Here is a 25382-nt window from a genome sequence, read left to right as displayed (position 1 = left end):
TCCGGTATTCAGGTCAATACATTTATAACAAAAAACCTCCGAGTATTCTTCCATGATAGATCCTGTTAACAATTTCAAGATCCCTGAAGAATGGATTTCCCGCACAGGGATTCCCAGGGAAGAACTTGAAAAAAACGTGGCATCCGGCATGGTCGTGGTCCTGAGCGATGGTTCCGTACTTAAACGGGGATATACAACAGGAACCACAGCCAGTGCTGCTGCAAAAGCCGCTGTCCTTTCCCTTAAGAGAAAGATTGACAGCGTATCCGTCCCTACTCCGGTCGGACTGAGAGCCCACCTTAAAGTCAGCGAGTCTTCCCCGGGACGCGCTGTTGTAAAGAAGATCCCCAATGACCACGAATCCGATATTACACGCGGGCTTGAATTTGTCGGCGAAGCCAGAGAAATTGAAGGAATTCGCATCCTTGGAGGAAAAGGCATAGGGATTGTAAGAAGAGAAGGCCTCCAGGTCCCAAGAGGCAAACCGGCTATAAACCCGAAGCCAATGGAACAGATAACAGCAGCCGTAAAGGAAGCCGTTGAAGAACTGGGCCTGAAAGGAGCAGAAGTCACTATTTCAATTCCTGAAGGTGAAAGGGTAGGGAAAGAAACCCTGAACAGCAGGATAGGAGTTGAAGGCGGAATTTCCGTCCTCGGAAGCACAGGTTTTGTTGAGCCCTGGAACGACCACCTAGGAGAAATGAGAGGAGACCTGATCCGCTGCACGGACAAAGTGGTTCTGACCACAGGGCGGATAGGAATGAAGTATTCTCACATGCTTTTCCCTGAATATACTGTTGTGATGGTAGGGAGCAGGATCTCAGAAGGGCTCGGTTATTCTTCAGGCGACGTTGTTATCTGCGGGCTTCCCGGTCTTGTCCTTAAATGGGGAAACCCTGAGATGCTTGAGGGCAGCGGGTATGCAACAGTTGTTGAGATGCTTGAAAAGGCTCCTGAGCACGAGCGCCTGAAAGAAGCTTTTGAAATGGCAGTCGAGAAAGGCAAGGGTGCAAGAATCGTTGTAATTGACAGGGACGGGTCTGTCCTTATGGACAGTAAAAGTGGGAATTAAAAGAATTAAAGAAAAAATTAGAGCAAGAATTAAAGTAAAATTAAAGTGAGAATAAACCGAACAGAGGGGATGAAAAAACATGATAGTGGTAGGAGTCGGGGTCGGGCCCGGCATGCTTACGGAAGAAGGGATAAAGGCGATAAAGAAGGCTTCCGTAGTTTACGGTGCAAAAAGGGCAATTGAGCTCGCACAGGAATATATCACCTGCGAAGCAAAGACGATTAAAGACTATAAGTCTCTCCACCTCCTTCCCGCAGATGCCGTTGTCCTGTCTACAGGAGACCCCATGTTTTCCGGGCTCGGGAAATTTGCAGGGGAGAAAGATACCGTAATTCCCGGAATCTCTTCAATGCAGGCAGCCTGCGCCCGCACGAAAGTAAACCTGACAAACCTCTGTGCAATAACAGCCCACGGCAGAGATTTTGAGCCTGCAAAAGCCGAATTGATCCAGGAGTTGAAGAACGGAAGAAACATCTTCCTACTGCCGGAAGAGACATTTGGTTCCCGTGAGGTTGCAGAAGTCCTTAAAGAGCTTGGAATAGAAGCCGAGCTTTATACCTGTGAAAACCTCGGTTATCCGGAAGAAAGGATTGCAAAAGGAACTCCTGATAACCCTCCGATTGCAGAAACCATTCTTTACGGGCTGCTTGTTGTGCAGAAAAGATAAAAAATGAAATTTTCACAGGCTTCCGGTTTATTTCAGATAGTCGGTTTTTTCCGAGGGGTGTTCAGTTAACCCCCAAAAAGCTAAAGACGGCATAAAAGATCAGATCTCCGAAAACGACTGCGGTTATAAAGCCTGCTGTAATTGAGAGCATGAAAGGCAGTCCCGGAGTAACCCAGACTTCTTTTTCAATTAGCCCTTTTTTTAAGTATTCCTCAAGTTCAGGCTTCCGGTTCGCATCAAAATCTAGCCCTGTCCGTGCAAACTTCCTGGTGACGACACCGCTTTCATTGAGCTCGAATTTTTCAAGCAGACCCAGATGTTCCTTGTTTTTCAGAGAGGAAACTTCAGTCCTGTACCCGATGAACATGTAGAGAGGATTTTTGAGCATTTCATGCGAGAAGTGAAGGAGGTTGTAGCAGAACATCCCGAGAGGAACGAGGACAGTTACCAGGAGAGCGTTTCCCAGCACTGTGAAGGTAAAGAGCCCTATAGGAGGCAGCCCAAAAAGGGGATAGACTTCTCCCGAAAACAAAAAGATAGGATAGAGAGGAAACAGGATAGAAAGCACTATCAAGCCTTTTGCATCCCCGCCCCCGAAGGCTCCAAGCTGGAAAAGGATGTAAATCGAAATAAAAACAATAACACTCGAAAGAATTAGAGATTTAATGTAAGGAATTCCCCCGGTAAAAGATTCATAGATCACAAAAACTGAACCCGACGCAAGCATGCATTTCCATACCTTGTTTGAAACTCTTCGCTCCTTCAGGTCGGTATAGCAGGCATAGAGTAAAAACGGCATTGTGAAGAGGATTTTCAGGATTTCTATCATATAAACCAAACAATTAAATTATTTCTATAGTTAGTAACATTATTACTTTTTTACTTTTTTACCTTATCGCCTGAACGAAAATTCCTGAAATAAAACTGGAAATTTCAGCCGCAAAACGAAAAATGCCTGCCGGAAAAATACAAAATTAACTACAGAACAGGTCCGGGAAAGCTCAAAATAAGCCCGCAAGCGATAAGCTTATACATAAGAAGTTCTATTTTATGGTTGCTTAACCCTTTTTAGTTTTCAATTTCAATACATGGGCTCGTGGTCTAGACGGTTATGACGTCGCCTTCACACGGCGGAGGTCCTGAGTTCGAATCTCAGCGGGCCCACTCTCTGTTTCTTATTTCTTTTCGGATTCTAAGTGATTATTGAGTTTCTTTTCCAGCTGTTCAACTCTTGCTTTGAAGGCAGATTTCATTTCTGTCTGCACAACTCTAACTTTTCCATCAAATACAGTATTATTTCTTTCTGAGTTTCCGTACTGCATACAGGCAGATCAAGTTTCCCAATAATCCAAAGCTTGGAGCAGAGTTATTTTTTCTGAATTCATTTCCACCTGAGCTACTACCATTATCAGATTCGGAATCACTATTGTTTGAATTATTGAGTTCTCCGCTATGGTCTCTAGATGTAGAAGAATTCGCGGGTTCTTCAACTGCCCCTACGTCTTCCGCTACTAATTCATCAAGTTGATAATGCCCACTCTCAAAAGCCACCGGAATATCAGTCACGTTTTGCTTTCTTGCATCTTCATCAATTATCTGATAAATCTCTTCAATTAAAGCAGTTTTTTCTTCTGAAGACAAATCATCGGAAATAGTTACAAACAATCTGGTAAGCTCGATTCCGTACGCTATTACCTGACCTCTATCAAAATATGGAGAAATTTTTTCTTCTGTGATACTTTTAATCGAAAACAGCTTGTTTCCCCAAGAATTTATATCTGTTTTATCTTTTAAGAGAGGAATTTTTCCATAACTTGCAATTTCTCCTCTGAATTGTTCAGGTTTTCCTTTCATATATTCTTCAATAATGTGAATATCTGATTCAGAAAGATTTTCGGTACTTTCTCCAAACTCATGATAAATGCCATACTTCCGATCAAGTGGGATTTCAGCTTGATAAATACCATATCCAAATTCGACAGGAATGCCCTGTATACCCATTTCTTTTGCAGAATTATCTATTAGAGTGTAGATATCATTTATCAGCGACTCATCAACATTGCCATATTTAAATAAAATCACAAAGTATCCCTTGGCATTAATCCCACATGTAACTACATCGCCATGAGGATACATGTATTTGGAAGCAACCGTGTCTTTTATATTATTACTGAGTTCTTCAAGATTAGAGTTCCAGCTTTCTTTTTGATCTTCAGTTTCCAGTTCAGGAAGTTTGCCACATCTTGTAATTATAGTATTTCCCCATGAATTAAGACCAAAAAAATAGTTATAATAACTGAAATCTACATTATTAGCTTCAACATTCAAGTTCTCACCCGACTGAGCTGACTTATTGTCAGTTGAACTTATTCCGCAAGCAGTTCCTGTGATACAGTAAAAAATCAGAAGAAATTCCATTGTGAACACAACAATGAATTTAAGTTTTACCGTGGATATCCCTCCAAATATTATTGAAAAGTTAGTGTAATAACCCCCTAAGTTTTAAGAGGTAAGCAGATCTCATCACTGTTAAAAATTTAGGTTTGTGTTACTGTGACTTCCCTTTTAAACTTTAAGAGGATAAACACCTAAATCAGATACAACTCCCGAAATTGGTGAGAAATAAGCAGTACCATTTAAAGAACCGTGGTGAATTCCTATGATGTACAAATCACCACTTGACATGCGATAGACTGGTGATCCACTATCTCCCTCCGCAGAACTATATGCTGCCTTTACCTGATTATAATACTTCCATCCATCTTGATTTACTGTAACACCAATGCCTGTTATAGTTCCACTTGTTACACCAGTAGTTCTCCCGGATTTATTCACTGTCCAGCCTACCCAACCATTAACTGGAGCCGTTGAAAGAAATCCAGTAACATCTTCAGTTACAGAGTTATCAACGTGAATTTCTGGCTCCACACTACTATATTCTATAAAAGATGCATCTGCATAATGTCCTCCAAGTATATCGACATCTCCGATTAAATTGTTATTATTTGATAAATATGTAGGTTGGTGAATTGCCATATCTATACTACTTGCAAAGTGTTTTGCAGTCACATAACCTTCTGTTCCGTCACTTTTTTTAGCAGGGAAGCCTAATGTTGCGTATTTGGTGGAACCATTTTTTCTAACAGCGATCTGTATTGCACCAATTAACGGCCGCTTCCGGTCAGTGTAACCACTCACTTCTTCCTTGAGAAAATCTTCTTTTTTGAATACAACAGGAATTTCCTGTATAGACGCTTCACTTGCTCTTTTCTCTATTAAAGTGTAGATTTCGTTAATTTGAGAATCCGTAATCTTTGTGTCTTTATAGAATATAACTTCAAAATAGCCATTAATATCCCAACCATAGCCTATTAATGACCCATTTGGATACAGATATGGTTCCATATCATTTTTTACAAGATCTTTACTCTTATCAAGTTTCTCGTACCAGTTTAGCCTTTCTTCTTTAGTGTCAAACTGTGGAATTTGACCTTTTGTCGCCAGAATAGCGGGATCTGTTCTCAGATTATTAAAAGTCTGAGGACCAAAATCAGGTATCACTCTTTCTTCTGATTCCGGTAGTCCAAAAACATCACTTTCCGATGCGGTCTCAAAAGAAATATCGGCAGATGCCGAAGCTACGAATACTACTCCGATAAGTAGTATTGTCAAAATTAACATTCCTATTCCAATTTTGTTCTTTACCATTTATTTCACTCCTAAGTTATTTTACCCCAGGAGGCAGAATCAGGCAAGCTTAAATAAACGCAAAGCTAACATGACCATGCCTCTTAGGCGTCTGTTATGGGGTTCAGGTGACCTGGGAAGTACTTCTGAACTCCATAAACTCCTTGTATTGACTCATTATAAATTGTTTCTAAAAAGTATGAAGAAATGTGATTTTCGTACTCTTTTAAAGCCTGTATAATTCCTTAATCTTATTATTGTTTGATGATTTGGAGAGAAAATATATATATGAGCATATTGCCTTAACTCGCATTCAAGAAGATTCATAAAAAAAGAAGTATGCAACTTTATAGTTATTGGAACAAATAATTAGTTAGTCAATACAAAATTAAAACAAATGCTTTTTATAATAACATTAGTTAAGTGAATAAATGTGCATTTCATATAATAAGTGAGAAAGAATATTACTTGTAGGGATGGAAATGAATATGAGAACTCTTATGAAAGCAAGATTTATCGTATTGGCTTGTCAAACACGATGCCTGCATCTCATTTTTAAGCCTTCAAACGGCTGAAATCCTGTGTTCGAATCTCAGCAGGCCCACCATACATTTCACTCCTCTTCTTCGCCTTTGTTTGAGTGATGGGTTTTTTTCCACAAACCAGCACTTTCAGTACTTCCTCTTCCCGAATATGGCAGAACCCACACGTACCATCGTGGCTCCTTCCTCGATGGCAATCATGTAATCACTGGACATGCCCATGGATAGTGTCCTGATATCGATGTTGTCCCGGTTTTCCTGCTTCATTTCATCAAAAAGGGCCTTCATCTTCCTGAAATAAGCACGGGTTTGTTCAGGGGGTACAAAAGGAGGGATGCACATGAGACCTTCCACACGGACATTCCTTAAAGAGCGGATCTCTTTTATTGCGTTTTTTATCTCATCAGGTTCGAATCCTTGTTTTTGTGGCTCGCTGCCGATGTTAACCTGAAGATAGACTCTCTGGACTTTGCCAATATCCCTGGCTCTCCTGTCAATATTCCTTATCAGCTTCAGGGAGTCAATTGACTGAATAACATCAAATAGACGTACGGCTTTTTTGACTTTATTCGTCTGCAGATGGCCTGTAAGGTGTGTCTCACAGGGCAGTATATCATCACGTTTATCCTCGTACTCCTGAACCCGGTTCTCTCCTATGATAGTCGCTCCAGCCCGAATGGCTTCGTTTATTCGTTCAGGTTCGATCGTCTTGGTAATGCAAACCAGTGTTGTGCTTCCAATATTCTCAAGGATCAACTTTGTATTTTCATAGACTGACATTGCGTCCCTAACTGTTTTTATTCAAAAGTAGTTGTATTTAAATGATTCTAATTATTGCTTTATGGAGCGAGAATATAACACATTAATAATGAAAATAAACTGATATACATTTCAAATAATCAATTCCTATAATCTTGCGGGTTAATCGGCGTGTCACTTGCAGATATGAATATCCAAAATATCGGAATTCTGGGCTCGCTGGAGTCTCTATGATTGTGTTCCTGCTGTAAAGGATAGCTTTGGGGGATATCAGGCAATTACCAGAACGGGTGAAAAGATTATTCAGGAGAGGAATAACTTTCAAAAATTATATGTCCTGAGTTCGAATCTCAGCGGGCTTACTCTCTTTTTCTTCTTCCTTTTCTAACGTTTTGATAATAAAAGGAGAATATAAAAAATACAAAAAAGTATAAATGTTAGAGAGTTTAGTGATAAGTATGAAAACCAAAATCCTCTTTATTTCTTTGTTTTTATCTGTTTGCTTTTTTTCAGTAAACTGCTCAGGTGCAGTTATCCATGTAGGCCCGGGAACTTCCTTTAGCCCTGCAGGCTCAGACGACCAGAATGTTATCAACGCTGCCATACAATCAGCGAATTCGGGTGACACTGTACAGCTTGCATCAACCACATTTCACATAAGTTCACCCATAATAATGAAATCAGGGGTAACCCTTAACGGAAATGGGATTGGTGCAACAGTAATCTACTGTGACAATCCCGACTCTAATTTTGCAACTCAAAATATTATTAACTGTGAGAATCTGTCTGATATTGAAATTTCAAATTTCTTAATTGACGGCGGCTGGGAATCATTAAGTATAATGCATGCTGCAAGCAACAGGTACAGGGAATATGAAAAAGGGGTTTATTTACGTAACTGTTCAAATGCAGTTATTCACGACTTAAAAATGCAATACAGTATGGGTGACTTTATATTCTGCAGTAAAAATACTAACAATGTTCAGGTTTATAATACAGTGTGTAAACCCGGACATGACAGTTTTGATGCATGGTCTGCCGGTGATGGGATATCAGTATTTAATAACTGCTGGGGTACTTTTATAAATTCTTGCATTAAAGTGCATAATACGAAAAACGTTCAAATTTACAGGAATACTTTCTACTCTGACACTGGTTCCGGCAATGCCGGCGTAGAAGTAATGGGAGGAGACGTTACAGGTCTTAATGTTTATAATAATATATTTTCAACACTTCAACTAAATACAGTTTATCAGGACCCGGCTGATGGAGCCTGTTCAGGCAAAGGAACTGTTTCAAATAATATATTCTACAACAGTCCTGCATATAACGGAATTAATGGTATGGATATTACATCAACCGGCAATGTTGTGACAAGCTCCTATTCAAGCTCCAGGGGTACAGAAGATTGCGGGTATGTCGCAGATGACGGTAAAAGAAATTTACCCGTTTACAATGGCTCTGCAGCACCTTCCGTTACTTTTCCAGCTAAAGGAAGTACAATTTCAACTGTAAACGGATATGTAAGCATAAGCTGGACATATTTAAACGCAACCAGATATTCTTTCAATGTATATAACAGCACATCAAAATTCGATTCTTCTCACTTAATATACAGCCTTAACACCTCACAGACATCTGCAAATGTACCGATAAGCTATGATGGATCTTTTGCTGTAAAAATCGGTGCACATGATAATGTCCATAATTCATGGGTATACGGCAGCGCCAGTATGTTTACAGTAAGCGGTAAAAAATCAGCTGCAGTTTATTCTGGCGTATATGGATATTTAACAGATGCTACTACAGGCCAGCCTGTTCAGAGCGCTGTAGTAACATTATCAAATGATACATGGAATTATACCCAGATTACTGATGTTGACGGGCTTTACCAGTTCACTGTGAACAGTGGAAAAGGCACTTACTGTTTAACTGCTTCAGCAACAGGATATCTCAAAAGCCCTGAACTGCCAGTAAATATGACAGGCATAAACACAGAAATGAATTTGAAAATGGTTCAGGCACCTGATTATTGTGAACCGCACTATGTAAAGTTATATGTTTTAACTGATTCAAACGAGAAGATTTATGGGGGTGAAGTTCAGATTTATTCACCAGATAATGACCCGAAAAATGAAAAACCGAATTTTTGTGCCTGGACAAATAAGGAAGGTAGAGCAAATTTCCATTTGACTCAGGGTGTCACATATAAAATTGTAACAATTACTCCGGATGGACAAAAATCCACCAGCACATTGACACCTGACCTTGACCAGTATACTATTACAATACCTTCAGGTACCACATCTGAAATCCCTGCAATACAGACTGTGATCAGTACAAATTGCACATATAAACGGATAAACAATACGGCAGCTTATATTAATGCAAGCTATTATGATTCTTCATCACAGTCCAGCAACCTGACTTTTGTACTGGGCACTATGAGTGATGGAATAACATTTGTGCCTTCCGGAATCTCAGGGACCAACGACAATGTAAGTAACCCTGCAGGAGTGGTAACTGACTCTTTTATAGTCACTGACTATCCTGGAAAAACGTACACTGTGAGAATCAGTGCTAAGTCTCAAACTTATGGGACTGTAAGTGAGGATGTTAATGTATCATTCCCAACCAGTAAGGAACCAAAGATAGGGTCTACTGACATGGGTTCTTTCTGTATATTGATTTTGATTATTGCAGGACTCGTATTGTCAAAAACTCGTAAGGCACAGTAATCATCGTGCCTTATTTTCTAATTTTTCATTTTATGGAACAATATTCTGGTGATTTGATTCCTCATTAATGAGAAAAAGGTCTGCAGCATCTGGCTCGTCAATAACAGTGCTTGAGTCGTTTATACTCCAGCCGGAATAGCAGTGTCCCTGGTTTTCTGTAAATTCAAAGCCAGTTTTTTGTACATGGAACATGAAACAAGTCTACTAATTTTGAATTTTCGATTTGACAACTTTTAAAACTTATATTTACAGAAAATTGGCACATTACCAATCATATGATTTTTTAATTATTTCTAATAATATTTACCTTTGAATATATCAATTAAAAACTTTATTATATTTAAAAAATCATGAGTGACTTACTATATAAAAACGGAATAATTTTTTTAGATCTTTATCTTAAACATTCATATTAAATAAATACAAATAGTACAGGTGAAATAATGAAAAATATAGCCGTTATGTTATTATTTATTCTTGTTTCGCTATTTTTATCTGGGTGTGTAGATTCTTCGGCTAATAAAGCTATCCTGGTAGAGTATAACCAGCACAATGATACATTAAACAAGGATTTGGAGAATTTATCAGCCGTAGAAAATCAATGGAATTATGCAGTAGAAATCATGCCAGCAGGGGATTATTATACAGACAAGGAAGTCAATGAATTATCCGAGCTTGCCAGACAGTATTCTAATGAATGTGATTTTGTTACGGCACACAATTCCAACTTCAAATCATTTATAGCTACTAATGATGCTGTTCTAAAAGATATGGATATAGACACTTATTCGTTGAATAAAACAATCACTGATTCAGAAGTACGGATGTCTGTGAATTGTGAGTATATGGTTGAATCAGTTGAAACTGCGGCACAGCATACAAAAAGTGCAGAACAAAGAGCAATATTAGATGAAGTCGTTGGTCTGTTGGGCTCATTCACTAAAAAAGTTACTTTATAATGGAGGGTCCTATTTCTTTTCAGTTCCCCTCCCACCTATCAAATTTACTCTTTTTTCAGGATGCAGGACTGCAAATACAGTTTTACATTAATATTTCTCATAGCGAGTAAAATTTTTTTTCAGCAGGCTGTCTGAAGGCAAATGTAATTTGAAAATTAGTGATGAATCCCAATTTAACGTTCTAGTATTTAGCAGAATTTATATGCTTGATATCTTCATTTAGAGAAAGTTAAGAAAAATCATTTCTGGTTTTCAATCCCAGTTTTATCCTTCCCTTAATAACCCAAAACGGAGCCCCCATTCATGATCCCCCTTTTAAGTGCAGGAAAAATAGCTCTTGGAAGCATTACAAGCGCAAAGATGCGGTCCACACTTACGGTACTTGGAATCGTCATAGGAGTCGCGGCTGTGATTGCAAACGTGTCCCTTGGGGCAAGCTTCAACCAGCACTTTACAAATGAGGTAAACAATATTGGCTCAAATTTCATTTATATCCAGGGAATGCAGCCAAAGCTCTTCTATGACAACCAGCTTAAGATAGTTGAAAACACGCCCGGGATTTCTGGAGTTTCACCTATGAAGTCGCAGACGGCTGAAGTTACTTTCATGTCTGAGACCAAAAGCATCATGGTAAGCGGGGTAGGGGAGGATTACGATGAGGTTGCAAAAACTAAGCTAAGTGAAGGCTCCTTTATTAATGACAATGATAGGTATGTTGCTATTGTTGGGTATGATGTTGCAAACGAGAAGTTCGGCAGAAACCTTTCGGTACGAAACTCAATAGACATAACCTTCAGGGTAGGGGAAGACGAAAAAATCACCAGAACTTTCAAAATTAAAGGAATAATCCAGAATCCTGAAAACACAATGGTTCAGGCTTATAACGATAACGAGGCTGTCCTTATCCCTATCAGCGTCATGAACGAAATGCTTGGAGAAACGGACTACGGAGGGGTCTTTGCAATGGCTGAAGACCCTGCAACTATTCAGAATACCTCGGATGAGGTGGACAGGCGCCTTGCCCGCAGCTTCGGGATTTCCGAAAGGGACCTTGAGGATAAAGATTCAAGACCCTACATGACCATAAACCAGGCTGAAATTTTAGAGCAGACCGACATGATGGCAGCAGCCCTCAGCTCTTTCCTGACAGCCGTTGCCCTGATTTCCCTTCTGGTAGGATCCATAGGGATCATGAACATCATGCTCGTAAGCGTTACAGAAAGGACACGAGAGATAGGAGTGCTCAAATCTCTCGGCTTCACAGGCTTTGACATCCTTTTCCTTTTCATGATCGAGTCAATTCTTCTTGGGGTCTTCGGCGGCGTTCTCGGAGGCGCCGTCGGAATTGCAGGGGCGTATACTGTGGAAAGCCTTCTTTCCCTCCCCGTAGTATTTCCATTAAGCCTTATAGCTGCCGGATTTATAGTTGCGGTTGCTGTTGGTTTTGTCTCTGGTGTCTATCCTGCAAGAAAAGCAGCAAAAATGAAGCCTGTGGACTCGTTAAGATACGAATAAGATTCCCTTAGTTTCCCCAAGGTTGTTGAAAAAAACTTGAAAATTGCAGGGTCAGAAAAAAACCCGAGCATCTTTTCTTGTCCCTTTTTCCTCCATAGAACCCTTACTTACGAATTCTTATTTCTGCAATGTGGTTCAGTTGAATAGTATGTACTATTCTTTATACTTTTCCGGCATATAATATTCTAATAATCCATTTCAGTACAATGTTCTTCCTTCAGGAGCTTCAGGATTTTTCCCTGAGTTGGAGGATTATGTCTTTTCCGCCATAATTGAGTCATATGCATAACGGGGGTTTTCTACTGGTACAGAACAAAATTGAGAAGTCCGACACAGAATGGAAAAATATTCTCACTCCGGAGCAATACCATGTTTTAAGGCAGAAAGGCACGGAAAGGCCCTTTTCCGGCAACCTTTACTATAACAAAGAAAAGGGGGTCTATACCTGTGCTGCCTGCGGGCAGGAACTATTTTCGTCCAGCACCAAATTTGAATCAGGGAGTGGCTGGCCAAGTTTCTATGATGTAATTTCCAGTGACAGAGTCCGGCTTCAGGAAGATACCAGCTATTTCATGAACAGGATAGAAGTGGTTTGTGCTCGCTGCGGCAGTCATCTCGGGCACGTTTTTGAAGACGGCCCTGAACCAACCGGAAAGCGTTACTGCATTAACTCTGTCTCTCTTGGTTTCAGGAAGGAAGATGAGGCGGCAAAGGAAAAGGGTAAAGAATAAAACTCTGAAGCTGCAAGAATTAAATCACCAATGCTTTATAATTAAAAGCTTCAGAGAAGCTTCAGTTTTACATATGGGAAAGGGGTTTGATAAATTTGAATCTTACTAAAAAGTATACCGAAATCGGAGGATTTGTAATTTTTCTGGTTCTCTACCTTGCTTTTTTCAACATATTTTTCCGATTTGAAGGCGCAGGGTATCCGGTTTATGCTCCCGGGACTCTTATCTTTGCTTTTATAGGGTACTGGCTGGGCGGACATCTTTATGATAAATATCTGAGACGAAAACCCGGGTGAAAAAAGAAACAGGAGATTCCCTGGTACATAAACAGGGAGTGATTTTTAAAATTTCGTCAAAGTTTTTTTGGATATGGGCATGTCTATAGAGAGATTTACCGGGAGTGTCTATATAGAAAGGTTACTTAATTTGGATTTCTCACAAAATTTATTAAGAATTATAGCAATCTACTGCATAGATGTTAAAAGCAATTATTTTTGATGTGGATGGGGTTCTTGTTGACTCCATGTGGTTTCAGGCAGATGCCTGGGTTAAGACCTTCAGGGAAGAAGGTATCACCATCAGCAGAGAAGAGATTTACGAGCTTGAAGGCTCAAACAACCTGGGTCTTATCAAAAAGGTCTTTGAGAAGGCTGGAAAAGAGCCTGAGCCCCGGCATTATGAGAAGCTGCCTCTAAAAAAACGTGAAGTTCTCGAGTTTGACCGCATAAAGCCCTTTGAAGGGATGCCTGCCTGCCTCAATCAATTAAAAAAACATTTCAGGCTCGCCATGGTTTCCGGGTCGAACTTTGATGTCGTCAGCAAATTCGCAAATTCTTTTTTTCCGGACTGCTTCGAAGTCATTATTACCGGGGGAGACCTGGTACATGGAAAACCCTGTCCTGACCCATACCTGAAGGCGCTTGAGAAACTCGCTCTGGAAAAGAATGAGTGCATTGTAGTTGAAAATGCTCCGCTTGGAATCACTGCCGCCAAAAGAGCCGGGCTTTACTGTGTTGCGGTTGCGAGTATGCTCAAACCTGAAAAGTTGAAGAATGCAGATCTTGTGTTCGAGAACCATGCTGCCTTGCTGGACTACCTGAAGAGCCTTATACCTGAAAAACCGAAAACCGAATGAGTTTTTGGATTTTTTTCTGATAATTATCTCAAGTCCGTTAATAAGGTTGAGGCTTTATAGAAGCAGTAAAAAGGGGCCAGAGAAAATTTTCAGGAAACCTTTTTCCCGGATTCTTTTTCCAGCAATTCCCTGATCGCTTTTGGGCCGTCCAGCTCAGCCGCAAGCCGCTGCAGCCGTTCTACTTTGTTTCTGTACTTCTGATCTTCAAGGACTTCCCTTATGCATTCAAGAATTACCTCGGGCGGGGTGGAGTAACTGAGCATTCTTCCATAGCCTTCCTCTTCAATCACTGCAGCGTTATTCTCCTGTTCGCTGTGCCCTTCGTCCGGAAAAGAGAGAATGGGAATCCCGAAGCTTAAAGCCTCCATTATAGTACTGTGCCCGCCAGGAGCTATTACAACATCCGAGCTCCTGATGTACGGGAAAGGATCTTCTATAAACCTGAGAAGCTGAACGTTTTTCGGAATTTCCATGAACTTTGAGGGGTCAAGGTTTGGCCCTGAAATTAGCGTATAGTTAATCCCGGGATCGAGTGCAGCAGTTGTGAGCATTTTCCAGAAAATCGGTTCCCTGTATCCTAAACCTCCTATCAGGGAAACAACGTGAGGTTTTTCGAGAGAGATCCGGTCTACTTCTTCGTATTTCTTCCTAACAAGAGGGCCGCTGTAAAAGAGCTTTTCCCGGAGTTTGGGGGCAAAATTCAGATTTTTCCTGCAAACTGTATAGGGCAGGGGGTAATCAGGAATAATTATTTTATCGGTTTTTTCAAAGACCTCCTTGTAGAACTTTTTAGTCAATTCTCCGAGAAGCCTGATAGGAACTCCCCTGTTTTTGAAAAACTCTTCCATATTCGACTGGTTGGTAATAAGATACACAGGGATCTTAAGAACAATAGCAGCAAGAATACTCAGGTAATAGCTGTCAGAAACCACCACATCCGGTTTAAAATCTCTGATAAGCTTCAGAACCTTCGGGCCTCCAAGAAGCTGGGCGTTTTTGAGAGTTGCTTCGATTGAACCTGCCATGTCAAGGCCTCCGGCCTTTCCAACCAGTTTTATCTCCGAAGGTATTTCCTGTGCCCGATACCCTGTCTTTTCTACAAGATCCTTCGAGTAACCGTAAGCCCCGAATTCTATCTCATGACCAGCAGCAAGAAGTTCTTTCCCCAGTGCAAGGCAGCGGCTGGTGTGCCCAAGCCCTTCCCCGCACATAAAAATCATTATTCTCATCCTTTATCCCTCGTTTATCAGGATGTGTTTATTTCTATTTGCTTTTTCTCACTGATTTCGAATTTTTCTTCCTTTGAGCTTTTTCTCCCGGAATTATGCCTTATATTTGCCTTCAAGAAACTTTCTGACAGCTGCAGGCCCGTCCAGCACTTCGGCAAGTTCCATTAGCCGCCGGGTTTTCTTACTATAACTCTCATCTTCCAGAACTTCCCTGATACAGGCAAGAATGACCTCTGGAGGTGTCAGATAACTCATCCGTTTTCCGTACCCTGCCTCTTCTAGCACTGCGGCATTATTTTCCTGCTCCCGGTGTTTTTCGTCAGGAAAAGAAAGCACAGGAAGCCCGAAAGCAAGGCTTTCCATAATGGTTCCGTGCCCTCCGGCAGTGATTACAAGGTCCGAACTTCTGTAGTAAGGGAAAGGGTTGTCCGTAAAACCAGTAAACTCCACATTGCCAGGGATTTCAGGAAACTGTTCGGGGTCGATTTCAGGCCCTGAAATAAAAGTGTAATGAATATCAGGGTCCAGTTTAGCAGCCTCAATAACGTTTCTGAATATGGCTGCCCTGTACCCGAAAGCTCCTATTGTTGAAAGGACATTTGGGTGCCTGAATGATTTTTCCTCAGCCTCCCTGTACCTGCACCTGATAAGAGGGCCGCTGAAAAAGATATTGCTATTAATGTTCCTTGAAATGGTGAAATTTTTTCTATTTACGGAATAAGGGAGCGGATAATCAGGGACTATTATCCCGTCAACGCTGCTGAATATATGATTGTAAAACCTTCTGGCAAACTTCCCTGCTGCTCCTACGAAAAGCCCTTTTTTCTGAAAAAATTCTTCCATATTGAACTGGTGCCCTATAAAGTAAACAGGGACTTTTCTTATCTGTGCAGCAAGGATGCCTGAATAGTACCCGTCCGATAGTACAACATCGGGGTCCAATTCCTCAATCAACCTGAGGATCTTCCTGAAACCGGACGGGGAAATATTATTCAGTGTTTCTTTGATGGATTTTCTGATGTCAAAAGTCCCGGATTCTCCAGCCAGCCTGATTTCCGAAGGGATTTCATATGCCGAATAGCCTGATTTTATCACCAGTTCCTTTGAGTAGCCGTAAGCTCCAAAGTTAACTTCATGCCCTGCCGCCAGAAAATCTTTTCCGAGCGAAAGGCAGCGTCCTGTGTGTCCAAGCCCTTCTCCGCATATGAACAGTAAGATTTTCATATCTCTTCCGCTCTTCTCTGTCGTGACCTATAAGAGTAAATATCTTTCATAAGTAAAACCCTTTCCTGCAGATTAACAGATTTCAAAAATGGGTCTAAAGCTTCAAACTCAAAAGCTTCAAAATCAATCGGTGTGAATCGAAAAATAAAAAGAAGAGATTTGAGGTAAAATCCACCTGTAAGGAAGTAACATGGGAGGAAACTTATTATAAGCTCTTCACTGATGGCATGCTTTTTGGTCTGTTCGTATGTTTTGGGTGTTCGTATTTTTGGTCCCACGCTACTAACTATTGATAGGCTTGAGAGGTATATATACTTTTCTTTTTTCTATGTAAAAAAGCAATTAAATACGGGTATTAAGATATAAATACTTACTTTCAAGCTTAGCTTCTCGATTTACAAGTATTTTGCCGGAATATTTTATCCTGAAAACCTGTTCTTTCTTCTTTTTTACTCTTTCTTCTCATATGCTCTTCCCAATTTTACAATTTCATACCCTTATTTGTTGACAATAGATTTGTTTTTTACAAAATACCCATACTAATTATAAGAAATATATTTTTTAGCGAAATCTCTTTATATTTCGACCTTCATCCATATAACTTGATAAGAATTTTCTAGAATATTTTGCACAGAGAGAAATCAGAATAAAATGGTCGTGCTTGTTAATGCAAGAAAAACCCGAAAACAATCCTAAAGCAACGGTAAGTTCTGAGCTTGCAGAAACTCTGCTTCAGGAGGGATGGAAAAAGATGGATCTGCATGTGCACTCCTCCTGTTCCTATGATGTCCCTCCGGCAAAAGCGATGCATCCTGCTGTTCTTTTTGAAAAAGCGAAGGCTAAAGGGCTTGATTTTGTGACCTTTACAGACCATGATACTGTCGAAGCATATGACCTGCTGGGCTGGGATAAAGAAGGGCTTGTCCCGGGGGTTGAAATTTCAATCAAAGATCCTGAAAATGCAGGGCATACCCTTCACGTTAATGTTTTTGAGCTTGATTCGGAGGAATTCAGAGAACTTGAGGCTATCGCCAATCAGGAACATGATTTCAAAAGTTTTATTCGCTACCTCAGAGCTCACGACCTTCCGCATATATACAATCACCCTTTCTGGTTTGCTATAGGAGACCGCCCCAACCTCCGGGCTGTTCCTGAACTAATAAAACAGTTCCCTGTAGTTGAATATAACATGCAGGACTTAACGGAAAAAAACCTGATTACTGCTGCACTTGCCCGAAAATATGGGAAAGGGCTTGCTGCGACCACGGACAGCCACACAGGTGGTATGGGTGCAGTATATACTCTTGCAAAAGGAGAGTCTTTCAGAGAATATTTTGAGAATATCAAAAATGGCAGGTCATGTATAGTAGTTGAAGGAGGAGCCAGGCGGCACCTGACAAAAGAGCTGAATGCCTGGGTCGAGCTGGTTTATTCTATGGATAGAAATGTAAGGAGAGAAACAGGTTTCACCACAAACGTTAGAACTTTTGACAGGTTAATAGGTTTCTTTGCAAATGAGAAAATTAGAGAGTTTCCCAGAATAAACAGCCTGGCAATGAGTATTTTCCAGAATTTCTCCAGGTCAGGACTTCCTGCTTATATGTACATGAGATCTGAAAAGCCTCTGGTCTCAAAGATAGAAAAAATAGTTAATCTGACAGCATAAAGCTATTGCCAGCCCCCCAGGGATAAGGTATGGAAACTGGTAGAGACTAATCTGGTTAAAATACTGAGCTGAAAACCCTGTATATATCTCACTTCAAAGGATAGGATGTATAAGTGCCCTTGAAGGTTGTATATGACGGCTAATTAACAACTCAGCCAGGCTAAATATTCTCTTTTTCAATATTTTAGCTTTTAATTTGCTTCGTTTTTTATTTATTCCATGTGATATGTTTAAACTGGGAATTAATATATATTATGGTTAATGACATTATAGAATAATAAAAGTATATATGCCTTATTTAGCAAATTCAAAACCCCTTTATTTCCACTGGAAAACACAATAATTAGGCTTTATTAGATATACCTCTCATTATTTCATAGCGCCTGGCTTGCAGGAAGAAGAAGGAAAAGTCAGCAAAGAAAGGAACTTCGCTTATCTGGGAATTGAGCTCTCATTTATTGCAGGAGGAAAAAGGTCAATTATTGTCGTGAACAGGATTGCAATGATCAAATATAGTTCTCAAGCCCATTTTTGAAGGCTGCTCTTCTTGCGGAACAAAAATATAAGATTCCCGGAGTTTTGCCGGAGAATATTTGACAGCAAGTACTCTCATTATACCCAGTACTAGCAGTAAGGTCGCCAAACTTAAAACAAATTCAGACCCGAATTCCTGGGAATAAAGGCCCACAGCGATCTCACGCAGGACTATTAAAATTGTTGCATCCGTTATATCCGTAAGCTTTATTCTGTCATGTTCGTGATAATCAACAAAAGCTTTGAAAAGGTCAATAACAATGAAGACCGTTAGCACACTCGTTACCATGTGGTTGAAGCCGCTTTCAAGGGACTCAAAAATAATAAAGCGGATATCAAGTAAGGTTTTTGCCATTCCCACAATTAATGCCAGCAGCAATATATAAAGGAAGATTGTACTGATCGCATCTGTAGCTTTTTTAAATAATTTTATACTATCCATTTCTTCCTCCTGATATCAACTGCACAACTCATATTTTTCAAGATATATAGAGTTTTTCGCAGTATTCTATATATTTCACTTATAAATATATATCCCTGTTCTATTAATAGACATCAGCCTCATCCTGTTAATGGACAAATTTTTTCCAGTATCCAATCGATGCGAAATCATTCTTTCTTTATATACACCGTTTACTATCATTCCACAATTTTAGTGAATATTTACCCAGTTACTGGACGGAATCTTGTAAGGCTATGTCTTTATTTTGTTCACAGCTGGTAGAAATTAGCTGTGTATAAGTGGAAATATATAAGGTAAATATTTGGAAAAACAGCTGATGCCGAATAATAGGTTATATAGCTTCACTTTTCCTACATTAGATACTGTTTGATATATATTTTATATGTGAAAAATACAAATACAGCTGACTACTTCTTCAAATTTGAGATCAAAAATTCGAGTATGGTCTGAAATAGAGCCTGTTCTTAAAAGCAGGTTCTCAATTTGAGGTAGTTTTCATGGATACTGAAGAAACAAACGTTCTACTAACTCTCTTTGTAGGGCTTCTGCTGCTGGGAAATGCCGGGTCTGCGGCAGCTGTGGAAGTTGGTTCGAGTAATGAATATTATTCAGGCAACTATACTTATTTCACTGATTCCGTAAACTGCAAATCCTGTCCAGGATCGGAAGCTGAAATTAAAAATGTGATTATTCTGGTACCTGATGGATGTTCTCAGAGTGTCCAGACCCTTGCCCGATGGTACAGCGGAAATCCTCTGATGCTTGATGAAATGATAACCGGCATGGTCTCTACTTACAGCACAGATTCGGTTATTACCGATTCCTCATCAGCTGCAACTGCTTTTGCCACAGGATATAAGACCACAAACGGCTTTGTAAGTGTCGGGCCGGGTAATGCCTCTGTTTTAAGTATGCTGGAAAGCCCTTCTGAAGACCTGCAATACAGCCCGCTTGCAACAGTGCTTGAAGGGTCAAAGCTTGAAGGTAAGGCTACAGGGCTTGTAGCAACTTCACGCGTCTCCCATGCTACACCTGCGGCTTTTGCTTCTCACATAGATAGCAGGGATAATGAGAATGAAATTATGGAACAGATGGTCTATGAAAACATTGATGTGGTTTTCGGAGGAGGGTCCCGCCATCTTGTACCTGAAGCAGAAGGCGGAAAAAGGACAGATGGAGAAAACCTGACAGCAGTACTTCTTGACAGGGGCTACCAGTATGTTGACAGCAGAGATGAGATGTTAAATCTGTCCTCTGGAAAAGCCTGGGGACTTTTTGCCAGCAGTCATATGGCACCGGACATTGACCGTGCCGAACTTGCACCTGAAGAACCTTCTCTTGCAGAAATGACCGGAAAAGCCCTTGAACTGCTTTCTCAGGACAGAAACGGCTTCTTCCTTATGGTGGAAGGGAGCCAGGTAGACTGGGCAAATCATGCTAATGACCCTGCTTATGCTGTCACTGACTTCCTTGCTTTTGACGAAGCTGTCAAAGCTGCAGTTGAATTTGCAGAAAAAGATGGACATACCCTTGTTCTGGCTTTCCCTGACCACAATACCGGCGGGATGACCACTGGCAGTGATTCTGATTCCAATTATACCTCTACAACAATAGAAGATGTCGTTGATCCTCTCAAAGGTATGAAGCTCAGCTCTTCAGGTCTTGCAGAAAAAATAGGAACGGATATCTCTTCCGAAAACATTAAAGCCCAGTTAAAAACCTGGTGGGAAATTGATGCAACTGACAACGATGTAACTGAAATTCTTGAGCTGTATAACAATGGAGAAGGCCTCTCCCTTGACTATGCAATCAGTAAAGTAATCAGCCAAAACCATACAGTTATCGGATGGACCACTCATGGACACTCCGGAGAAGATGTTCCCCTGTGGGCTTATGGTCCTCATTATCCTGCAGGTCACGTGGATAATACCGAGATTGCAGGGTATATCGCTAAAGAACTCGGATTTGACCTGAATAAGACAAGCTCGTGTCTGTTTGTCGAAGCAGGCGAGATTTTCTCCCGAGACAACGGAGACAGGAAACTGGATGAAGATGAATATTTGCTGGATATGGCAAACTCCTCAAACCCCGTTCTGAGGATAGGAGATGCCGAACTCCCGGTGAGTAAGAACCTTCTAATTAAGGACGGTGTAACTTATGAGCTCGAAGGAATCGTCGTTTATGCTCCAGAAACTAATAAAGTCTATATTCCCTCTGAAGTGCTTTCACTGGTTAATGGAAAAACAATAAATGGAACTAAAAGAGTGGCAGAAACTGCCTGAAATTTGAGTTAATTAAAAGGAATAACATCCTTTTCTTATTTTTTGCTCATGACTTATGGGGCATGTCCTTAAGTTACTGGTCAATTCTAGAAAGTTACATTTAATATATAGATTGCATATAAGCTACGTATTTTATAACATACATATAGACTAAATCGAATAACTATATGTACAACTCAATCCATCCTGCTTCTGAGAAAAGTCAAAATAGCAACGAACGGACAGAGGAATCAGATATTATAAAAATGGTACACCTTTCAGATATTCATTTCTCAGAAGCATACTATATCCCTGAGATCGCAGATTCAATGCTTCAAAACATAAACAGGAATTCTCCAGATATAGTAATAATCACCGGCGATCTGACTGAAAACGGGTTTGCAGCCGAGTATAACGGAGCAAAAGATTTCATCGACAGGATAGAATGTAAAAACAAGGTAATAGTTCCGGGAAACCATGACTCGAGAAACGCAGGTTACCTTTTCTTTGAAGACATTTTCAAGTCAAGATCTTCCTTTGAACACTTTGGCGAGGTCACTGTGGTAGGGCTTGATTCTTCCCAGCCGGAACTTGAAGAAGGGCACATTGGAAGGGAAAACTACGGCTGGATAGAGAGTACTTTCTCAGAAGGCAGTTTCAAGGTTTTTGCCCTTCACCACCACCTTATTTCAATCCCAATGACCGGCAGAGGGAATAATGTGCTTGTAGACGCGGGAGACGTTCTGGAGCTTCTGGACCGCTCAGGCGTGAACCTTGTACTCTGCGGGCACTGGCACATCCCCTGGGTGTGGAGGTTAAACGATATGTTTATTGTCAGTGCAGGAACTGTTTGCTCTTCAAAAATTCGTGGAAAGACCTCCCAGTGTTACAACTTTATTGAGCTTGATACGCCGGAACCTGAATGTACGCGCTGGCACCTGAGAATAGCCAGATTTTTCTCATCCGGAGAAAAAGAGCTTATTGTTGACAGTATTATATGATTCATATGATTCTAAAATGCGATAGAGTTAGTACACCCCGGGGATATGGTTTCAATAACTCATACACACCACATATAATTCTGAAATAAAAAATAAGACAAATAGATGGATTAAAACTGGATTTAAAAAAGGAAAAAAAGAGAACAGAAGGCTTAGAAGCCGTAGTTCTCTGGAAGGAATACTTTGACTTCGCTCTTGTACTTTGTAAGGCAGTCGTCCATGAACTTGTCCATGTCGTCTGTGAGGGAGTCCAGGGATGCCTTTGCGTCTGCGAGTGCTTTGGTTTCGAACCTGGAGAGCTCGAGCTTGCCTGCAGCGCCTTCGCTGACGATGTCACAGCATGCAATTGCTGCGTTCTTAGCTCTGAGGTAGATGTTTTCTCCGTCCTTAACAATTGCCTGACCGACCTTGTATGCGTTGTCGTATGCAAGCACGTAGGACTGTGGGTCTCTGTACCTGTCGGAGAGCATGAGGAGGTCCCTGAGAACTTTGTCGTTCTTGGTTTCAAGAGCAGTGTTCATGAGGGCGCAGTCGTATGCAAGGGACTCAGACCAGCACTGAACAGTTGTACCGCCGAATTCACCGTGGTATTCAACTGACTCGTTGGACCAGCAGTCACAGCACTGCATAATGAGGTTACCCATTACGTCAGAGTGAGCGCAGGTGGAGGTCTTACCTTCCTGGGTCATTGGCATACCGGTGATGGCTTTGACGATAACGTTCTCGTATCCGCAGTCCTTTCCGGGGCCTACTGCACCGCATTCGTATGCGACGAGGGACCTGGGAGCAGAGATTGCTCTTGCAAGGATTGCAAGGGTGTGTGCGAGGTTCTTGTCGAGCAGTCCACCGCCGATGAACATTGCGGTGTTTGCCTGGGCACAGTCTGTGTCACCAGCAGAGACAGTTCCGGTCTTCTTTGCAATTGCGGAGATGTCGGTCCAGATGAGTTCCATGTCAATGGAGCCGAGACAGCCGATTGCGTAGAGCATACCAGCAATGTCGTTCCTGAGAACTGCGTAGTCGAATACTTCCTTACCACCCATTGATTCAACGGAGAGGAGGTCAGCACCGGCCTTTGCGCATTCTTCGAAAGCCTCGAGGAAGACGGAGTACTTGTCGCCTCTGAGCTGGAGGAAGTCCCTGTTCTCACGGATGTCACCAATTGTGTGGCGGAGTGCGCACTTTATGCCGTATTCATCGTGGTATTCTTCCATGATGGTCTTCTGGGCGTGTGCGACTTCTGCTCCCCAGGAGGGGTTGTTGGACATCTGCTGAACGTGCTCGGTTTCAAGGATAACTGCCGGGAAACCAACCTGGACCATTCTTGCCATGATGTCTGTGGTGATCCTCTCGTATTCCTTCACGAGCTTTTCCTTGGATGCACCGGCTTCAGGTCTGGGAGCATAGTTAACTTCAGGAATTGTGTAGCCTGCACCGATCTCGAGGCCAAGGCCTGCCTTTACGGGGTGCTTGGCTACGCCGAAGGTCATTTCATCTGCATTTGCGTATGCCATCTTAGTGAATCTTTTTGCTGCCATTTCACTCACCTCAGTGCTTGTGGAATTTCTCTCTTAATGCTGCGATATCTTTGGTACCTGCAATGATTGCGTCAGCAATCTTGGGGGCGTCGGCGGCTTCTTCACCGTATACACCGAGTGCATACTGGGATACGAAGTCCTGGTTAACTGCTCCGCCACCGCATGCGAATGGAATCTTGTATCCTTTCTCGAGGAGTTTGTCATTAACTTCCTTGAATGCATACATGGTGGTGGTCATGAGGGCAGTACCTGTGACCATGATGGGGTTGTTTGCAGCAACTGCTTTGATAACTTCATCCACAGGGACGTCCCTTCCGAGGTCGACAACACTGTAGCCGTTTGCCCTGAGGAGAGCAGTAACGATGTTCTTTCCGATGTCGTGAACGTCACCTTCTGCGACGTGGCAGACAACAGTTCCCTTTGTTACAGGGGCAGCTTCGGAGTTTTCCTTACAGAATTCGATACCTTCGAGCATGGCGTCAGCGGACATCATGACGTTGGGGAGGAAAATGATACCTTCATCGTAGAGTCTTGTGACAACACCCATACCGACCATGAGAGCGTCATCAATAAGAGCAATTGGGTCCTTGCCTGCTTTAATTGCTGCTTCGAGACCCTCGATTACGTCGTCTTCTTCTCCTTCGAAGATGGCCTTTGCAATCGGGTAAATAAGTTTGTCCTTAGGATAGAGCTCTTCTGCGGCGTCTTCTGGCGTCATTGCCTTTTCCAGAGCCACATTATATCTGGTTAATACCTTTTTCAGACTTGCCTCTGTAAAGTCCAACATATTTCTAAACCTCCATTTAGATTAAACAAAAAGGTCCTTGCCTCTCCGGATCTGCAGTTTACCGGTTTATAAGGCATCAGAGGTTCCGGCTTTGCCTGGTAAAGCTTATTTCTTCCTGTGGTAGAACTCTAAAAAATATCTGGAACTTATCTTTTTTGAAGGGTTAAATTCCAGATTTCTACAGTACTTACCGGCGAAAGAATTTTCTTTCTCCTGTTTCCGGAACTTTTCCTTTTTTAGTGTATCCCATGTCAGAATGCCGACATGTATTCACATCATAAGAAGGGGAAATCATCACATATACCATAACCGGCGGAAATTTTTCCCTGATTTTTACAGAGCAACACAGGGTCTAAAATTTTGAGGCTACTATGCGACTTCCTGCCCCCATATTTTTTGAGCAGCTATTTTTTAATAAAAGAGTCCTGAATTTTTGAAGCAAATTCGAAACAACAATCTCAATATTTTTTTGCCCATCTGAATCCCGGAACAATCTCATTTTTTTTGAACAATGACATTATTTAGATAAAGCCGGTCAAAAATTTCAATGATCATATTTCCCCCCACAGTTTTACATATGAAATAAATGTCTGATATTAGAATGCCCCCCTCTTTTTGAACTCTGGCTAATGTTTCTGTTTTTTCATTAACTCCATCCGACTCTCCAAATTCCACAATTATTTTTGTTAACTCCATTTACGTTTTAAATTATTCATCCAAATTCTTTTATATACCTCTGCATATCGGTTATCACCAAATATGGCACAAACTCTTTCTTTTGTTAAGGCCGTAGAGAACCCGAAAGGGCCTCAAATTTTCATTTGTTGCGGCATGATATTTTCAGTGTCGCAAGATGAAGATATCCTATATTTAC

General features: G+C 41.2%; 24 protein-coding genes and 1 tRNA gene. 12 read left to right on the top strand and 13 right to left on the bottom strand.

Features of this window, described 5'->3' with window-relative positions:
* The first annotated feature begins 52 nt into the window (after positions 1 to 52).
* On the top strand, positions 53 to 1072 hold the full coding sequence (locus PLL47_RS06345; RefSeq protein ID WP_324445356.1) for a cobalt-precorrin-5B (C(1))-methyltransferase: 1020 nt from the start codon (positions 53 to 55) through the stop codon (positions 1070 to 1072).
* Positions 1073 to 1151: 79 nt separating this feature from the next.
* Positions 1152 to 1739, top strand: coding sequence for a cobalt-precorrin-7 (C(5))-methyltransferase (locus tag PLL47_RS06340; protein WP_324445355.1), 588 nt, complete (start codon positions 1152 to 1154; stop codon positions 1737 to 1739).
* Positions 1740 to 1800: 61 nt separating this feature from the next.
* Here PLL47_RS06340 and PLL47_RS06335 read toward each other — a convergent pair whose 3' ends face one another.
* Entirely contained in the window at positions 1801 to 2568 is a 768-nt protein-coding gene (locus PLL47_RS06335; protein ID WP_324445354.1) for an A24 family peptidase C-terminal domain-containing protein, read from the bottom strand.
* 261 nt (positions 2569 to 2829) lie between these two features.
* Here PLL47_RS06335 and PLL47_RS06330 point away from each other — a divergent pair.
* Positions 2830 to 2903: transfer RNA gene (locus PLL47_RS06330), tRNA-Val, on the top strand.
* A 129-nt stretch (positions 2904 to 3032) separates the two neighbouring features.
* On the opposite strand, the gene PLL47_RS06325 is transcribed toward PLL47_RS06330, so the two are convergent.
* The 4 genes from PLL47_RS06325 to PLL47_RS06310 all read right to left on the bottom strand — a co-directional run bounded on the left by PLL47_RS06325 (position 3033) and on the right by PLL47_RS06310 (position 7331).
* Positions 3033 to 4067: a hypothetical protein gene (locus PLL47_RS06325; protein ID WP_324445353.1), complete on the bottom strand. Its 1035-nt coding sequence runs from the start codon at positions 4065 to 4067 to the stop codon at positions 3033 to 3035.
* 237 nt (positions 4068 to 4304) lie between these two features.
* Positions 4305 to 5447 carry a S1 family peptidase gene (locus PLL47_RS06320; RefSeq protein WP_324445352.1) on the bottom strand — a complete coding sequence of 381 codons (1143 nt, stop codon included), beginning with the start codon at positions 5445 to 5447 and terminating at the stop codon, positions 4305 to 4307.
* Between the two features lie 650 nt (positions 5448 to 6097).
* Positions 6098 to 6748, bottom strand: coding sequence for a YggS family pyridoxal phosphate-dependent enzyme (locus tag PLL47_RS06315; RefSeq protein WP_324445351.1), 651 nt, complete (start codon positions 6746 to 6748; stop codon positions 6098 to 6100).
* 307 nt (positions 6749 to 7055) lie between these two features.
* Positions 7056 to 7331 (bottom strand): hypothetical protein, encoded by a 276-nt coding sequence (locus tag PLL47_RS06310; protein ID WP_324445350.1) that lies wholly within the window; start codon positions 7329 to 7331, stop codon positions 7056 to 7058.
* A gap of 70 nt (positions 7332 to 7401) precedes the next feature.
* Here PLL47_RS06310 and PLL47_RS06305 point away from each other — a divergent pair, with 70 nt between their 5' ends.
* Entirely contained in the window at positions 7402 to 9465 is a 2064-nt protein-coding gene (locus PLL47_RS06305) for a hypothetical protein (RefSeq protein WP_324445349.1), read from the top strand.
* 30 nt (positions 9466 to 9495) lie between these two features.
* Here PLL47_RS06305 and PLL47_RS06300 read toward each other — a convergent pair whose 3' ends face one another.
* Complete coding sequence (locus PLL47_RS06300) at positions 9496 to 9657, bottom strand: hypothetical protein (protein ID WP_324445348.1); 162 nt, start codon at positions 9655 to 9657, stop codon at positions 9496 to 9498.
* Between the two features lie 251 nt (positions 9658 to 9908).
* On the opposite strand from PLL47_RS06300, the gene PLL47_RS06295 reads away from it, so the two are divergent.
* The 5 genes from PLL47_RS06295 (at position 9909) to PLL47_RS06275 (ending at position 13805) form a co-directional block, all read left to right on the top strand.
* Positions 9909 to 10424 (top strand): hypothetical protein, encoded by a 516-nt coding sequence (locus PLL47_RS06295; protein ID WP_324445347.1) that lies wholly within the window; start codon positions 9909 to 9911, stop codon positions 10422 to 10424.
* A gap of 303 nt (positions 10425 to 10727) precedes the next feature.
* Positions 10728 to 11939 (top strand): ABC transporter permease, encoded by a 1212-nt coding sequence (locus PLL47_RS06290; RefSeq protein WP_324445346.1) that lies wholly within the window; start codon positions 10728 to 10730, stop codon positions 11937 to 11939.
* 302 nt (positions 11940 to 12241) lie between these two features.
* The gene (gene msrB / locus PLL47_RS06285) at positions 12242 to 12670 is read left to right on the top strand and encodes a peptide-methionine (R)-S-oxide reductase MsrB (RefSeq protein ID WP_324445359.1); all 429 of its coding nucleotides are present in this window, start codon (positions 12242 to 12244) and stop codon (positions 12668 to 12670) included.
* Between the two features lie 95 nt (positions 12671 to 12765).
* The gene (locus tag PLL47_RS06280; RefSeq protein WP_324445345.1) at positions 12766 to 12966 is read left to right on the top strand and encodes a hypothetical protein; all 201 of its coding nucleotides are present in this window, start codon (positions 12766 to 12768) and stop codon (positions 12964 to 12966) included.
* A gap of 179 nt (positions 12967 to 13145) precedes the next feature.
* The gene (locus tag PLL47_RS06275; RefSeq protein WP_324445344.1) at positions 13146 to 13805 is read left to right on the top strand and encodes an HAD family hydrolase; all 660 of its coding nucleotides are present in this window, start codon (positions 13146 to 13148) and stop codon (positions 13803 to 13805) included.
* Positions 13806 to 13894: 89 nt separating this feature from the next.
* Here the strand turns inward: PLL47_RS06275 and PLL47_RS06270 are convergent, their stop codons facing one another.
* The 3 genes from PLL47_RS06270 to PLL47_RS06260 form a co-directional block, all read right to left on the bottom strand.
* The gene (locus PLL47_RS06270; RefSeq protein WP_324445343.1) at positions 13895 to 15034 is read right to left on the bottom strand and encodes a UDP-N-acetylglucosamine--N-acetylmuramyl-(pentapeptide) pyrophosphoryl-undecaprenol N-acetylglucosamine transferase; all 1140 of its coding nucleotides are present in this window, start codon (positions 15032 to 15034) and stop codon (positions 13895 to 13897) included.
* Between the two features lie 93 nt (positions 15035 to 15127).
* Positions 15128 to 16258, bottom strand: a complete 1131-nt coding sequence (locus PLL47_RS06265) for a UDP-N-acetylglucosamine--N-acetylmuramyl-(pentapeptide) pyrophosphoryl-undecaprenol N-acetylglucosamine transferase (protein ID WP_324445342.1) — start codon at positions 16256 to 16258, stop codon at positions 15128 to 15130.
* Positions 16255 to 16536, bottom strand: coding sequence for a hypothetical protein (locus PLL47_RS06260; protein WP_324445341.1), 282 nt, complete (start codon positions 16534 to 16536; stop codon positions 16255 to 16257). The genes PLL47_RS06265 and PLL47_RS06260 overlap by 4 nt, the downstream gene beginning before the upstream one ends.
* Before the next feature lie 389 nt (positions 16537 to 16925).
* On the opposite strand from PLL47_RS06260, the gene PLL47_RS06255 reads away from it, so the two are divergent.
* On the top strand, positions 16926 to 17924 hold the full coding sequence (locus tag PLL47_RS06255) for a PHP domain-containing protein (RefSeq protein WP_324445340.1): 999 nt from the start codon (positions 16926 to 16928) through the stop codon (positions 17922 to 17924).
* A 475-nt stretch (positions 17925 to 18399) separates the two neighbouring features.
* Here PLL47_RS06255 and PLL47_RS06250 read toward each other — a convergent pair whose 3' ends face one another.
* Positions 18400 to 18900, bottom strand: a complete 501-nt coding sequence (locus PLL47_RS06250; protein WP_324445339.1) for a phosphate-starvation-inducible PsiE family protein — start codon at positions 18898 to 18900, stop codon at positions 18400 to 18402.
* A 518-nt stretch (positions 18901 to 19418) separates the two neighbouring features.
* Between PLL47_RS06250 and PLL47_RS06245 the strand changes: the two genes are divergently transcribed.
* Both PLL47_RS06245 and PLL47_RS06240 read left to right on the top strand, forming a co-directional pair.
* Entirely contained in the window at positions 19419 to 21203 is a 1785-nt protein-coding gene (locus tag PLL47_RS06245; RefSeq protein ID WP_324445338.1) for an alkaline phosphatase, read from the top strand.
* A 245-nt stretch (positions 21204 to 21448) separates the two neighbouring features.
* Positions 21449 to 22183: a metallophosphoesterase family protein gene (locus PLL47_RS06240; RefSeq protein ID WP_324445337.1), complete on the top strand. Its 735-nt coding sequence runs from the start codon at positions 21449 to 21451 to the stop codon at positions 22181 to 22183.
* A gap of 152 nt (positions 22184 to 22335) precedes the next feature.
* Here the strand turns inward: PLL47_RS06240 and mtaB are convergent, their stop codons facing one another.
* The 3 genes from mtaB to PLL47_RS06225 form a co-directional block, all read right to left on the bottom strand.
* Positions 22336 to 23721, bottom strand: coding sequence for a methanol--corrinoid protein co-methyltransferase MtaB (gene mtaB, locus PLL47_RS06235; protein ID WP_324445336.1), 1386 nt, complete (start codon positions 23719 to 23721; stop codon positions 22336 to 22338).
* A gap of 10 nt (positions 23722 to 23731) precedes the next feature.
* Positions 23732 to 24508: a methanol--corrinoid protein MtaC gene (mtaC, locus tag PLL47_RS06230; protein ID WP_324445335.1), complete on the bottom strand. Its 777-nt coding sequence runs from the start codon at positions 24506 to 24508 to the stop codon at positions 23732 to 23734.
* Between the two features lie 495 nt (positions 24509 to 25003).
* A complete protein-coding gene (locus PLL47_RS06225; protein WP_324445334.1) occupies positions 25004 to 25204 on the bottom strand; it encodes a hypothetical protein in 201 nt (66 codons plus the stop codon).
* Between the last annotated feature and the right edge of the window lie 178 nt (positions 25205 to 25382).

This window comes from Methanosarcina sp. (assembly GCF_035390745.1).
Taxonomy (GTDB): Archaea; Halobacteriota; Methanosarcinia; order Methanosarcinales; family Methanosarcinaceae; genus Methanosarcina.
Note: the sequence above shows the minus strand (reverse complement) of the source record. Positions and strands in the feature narration are given on the sequence as shown.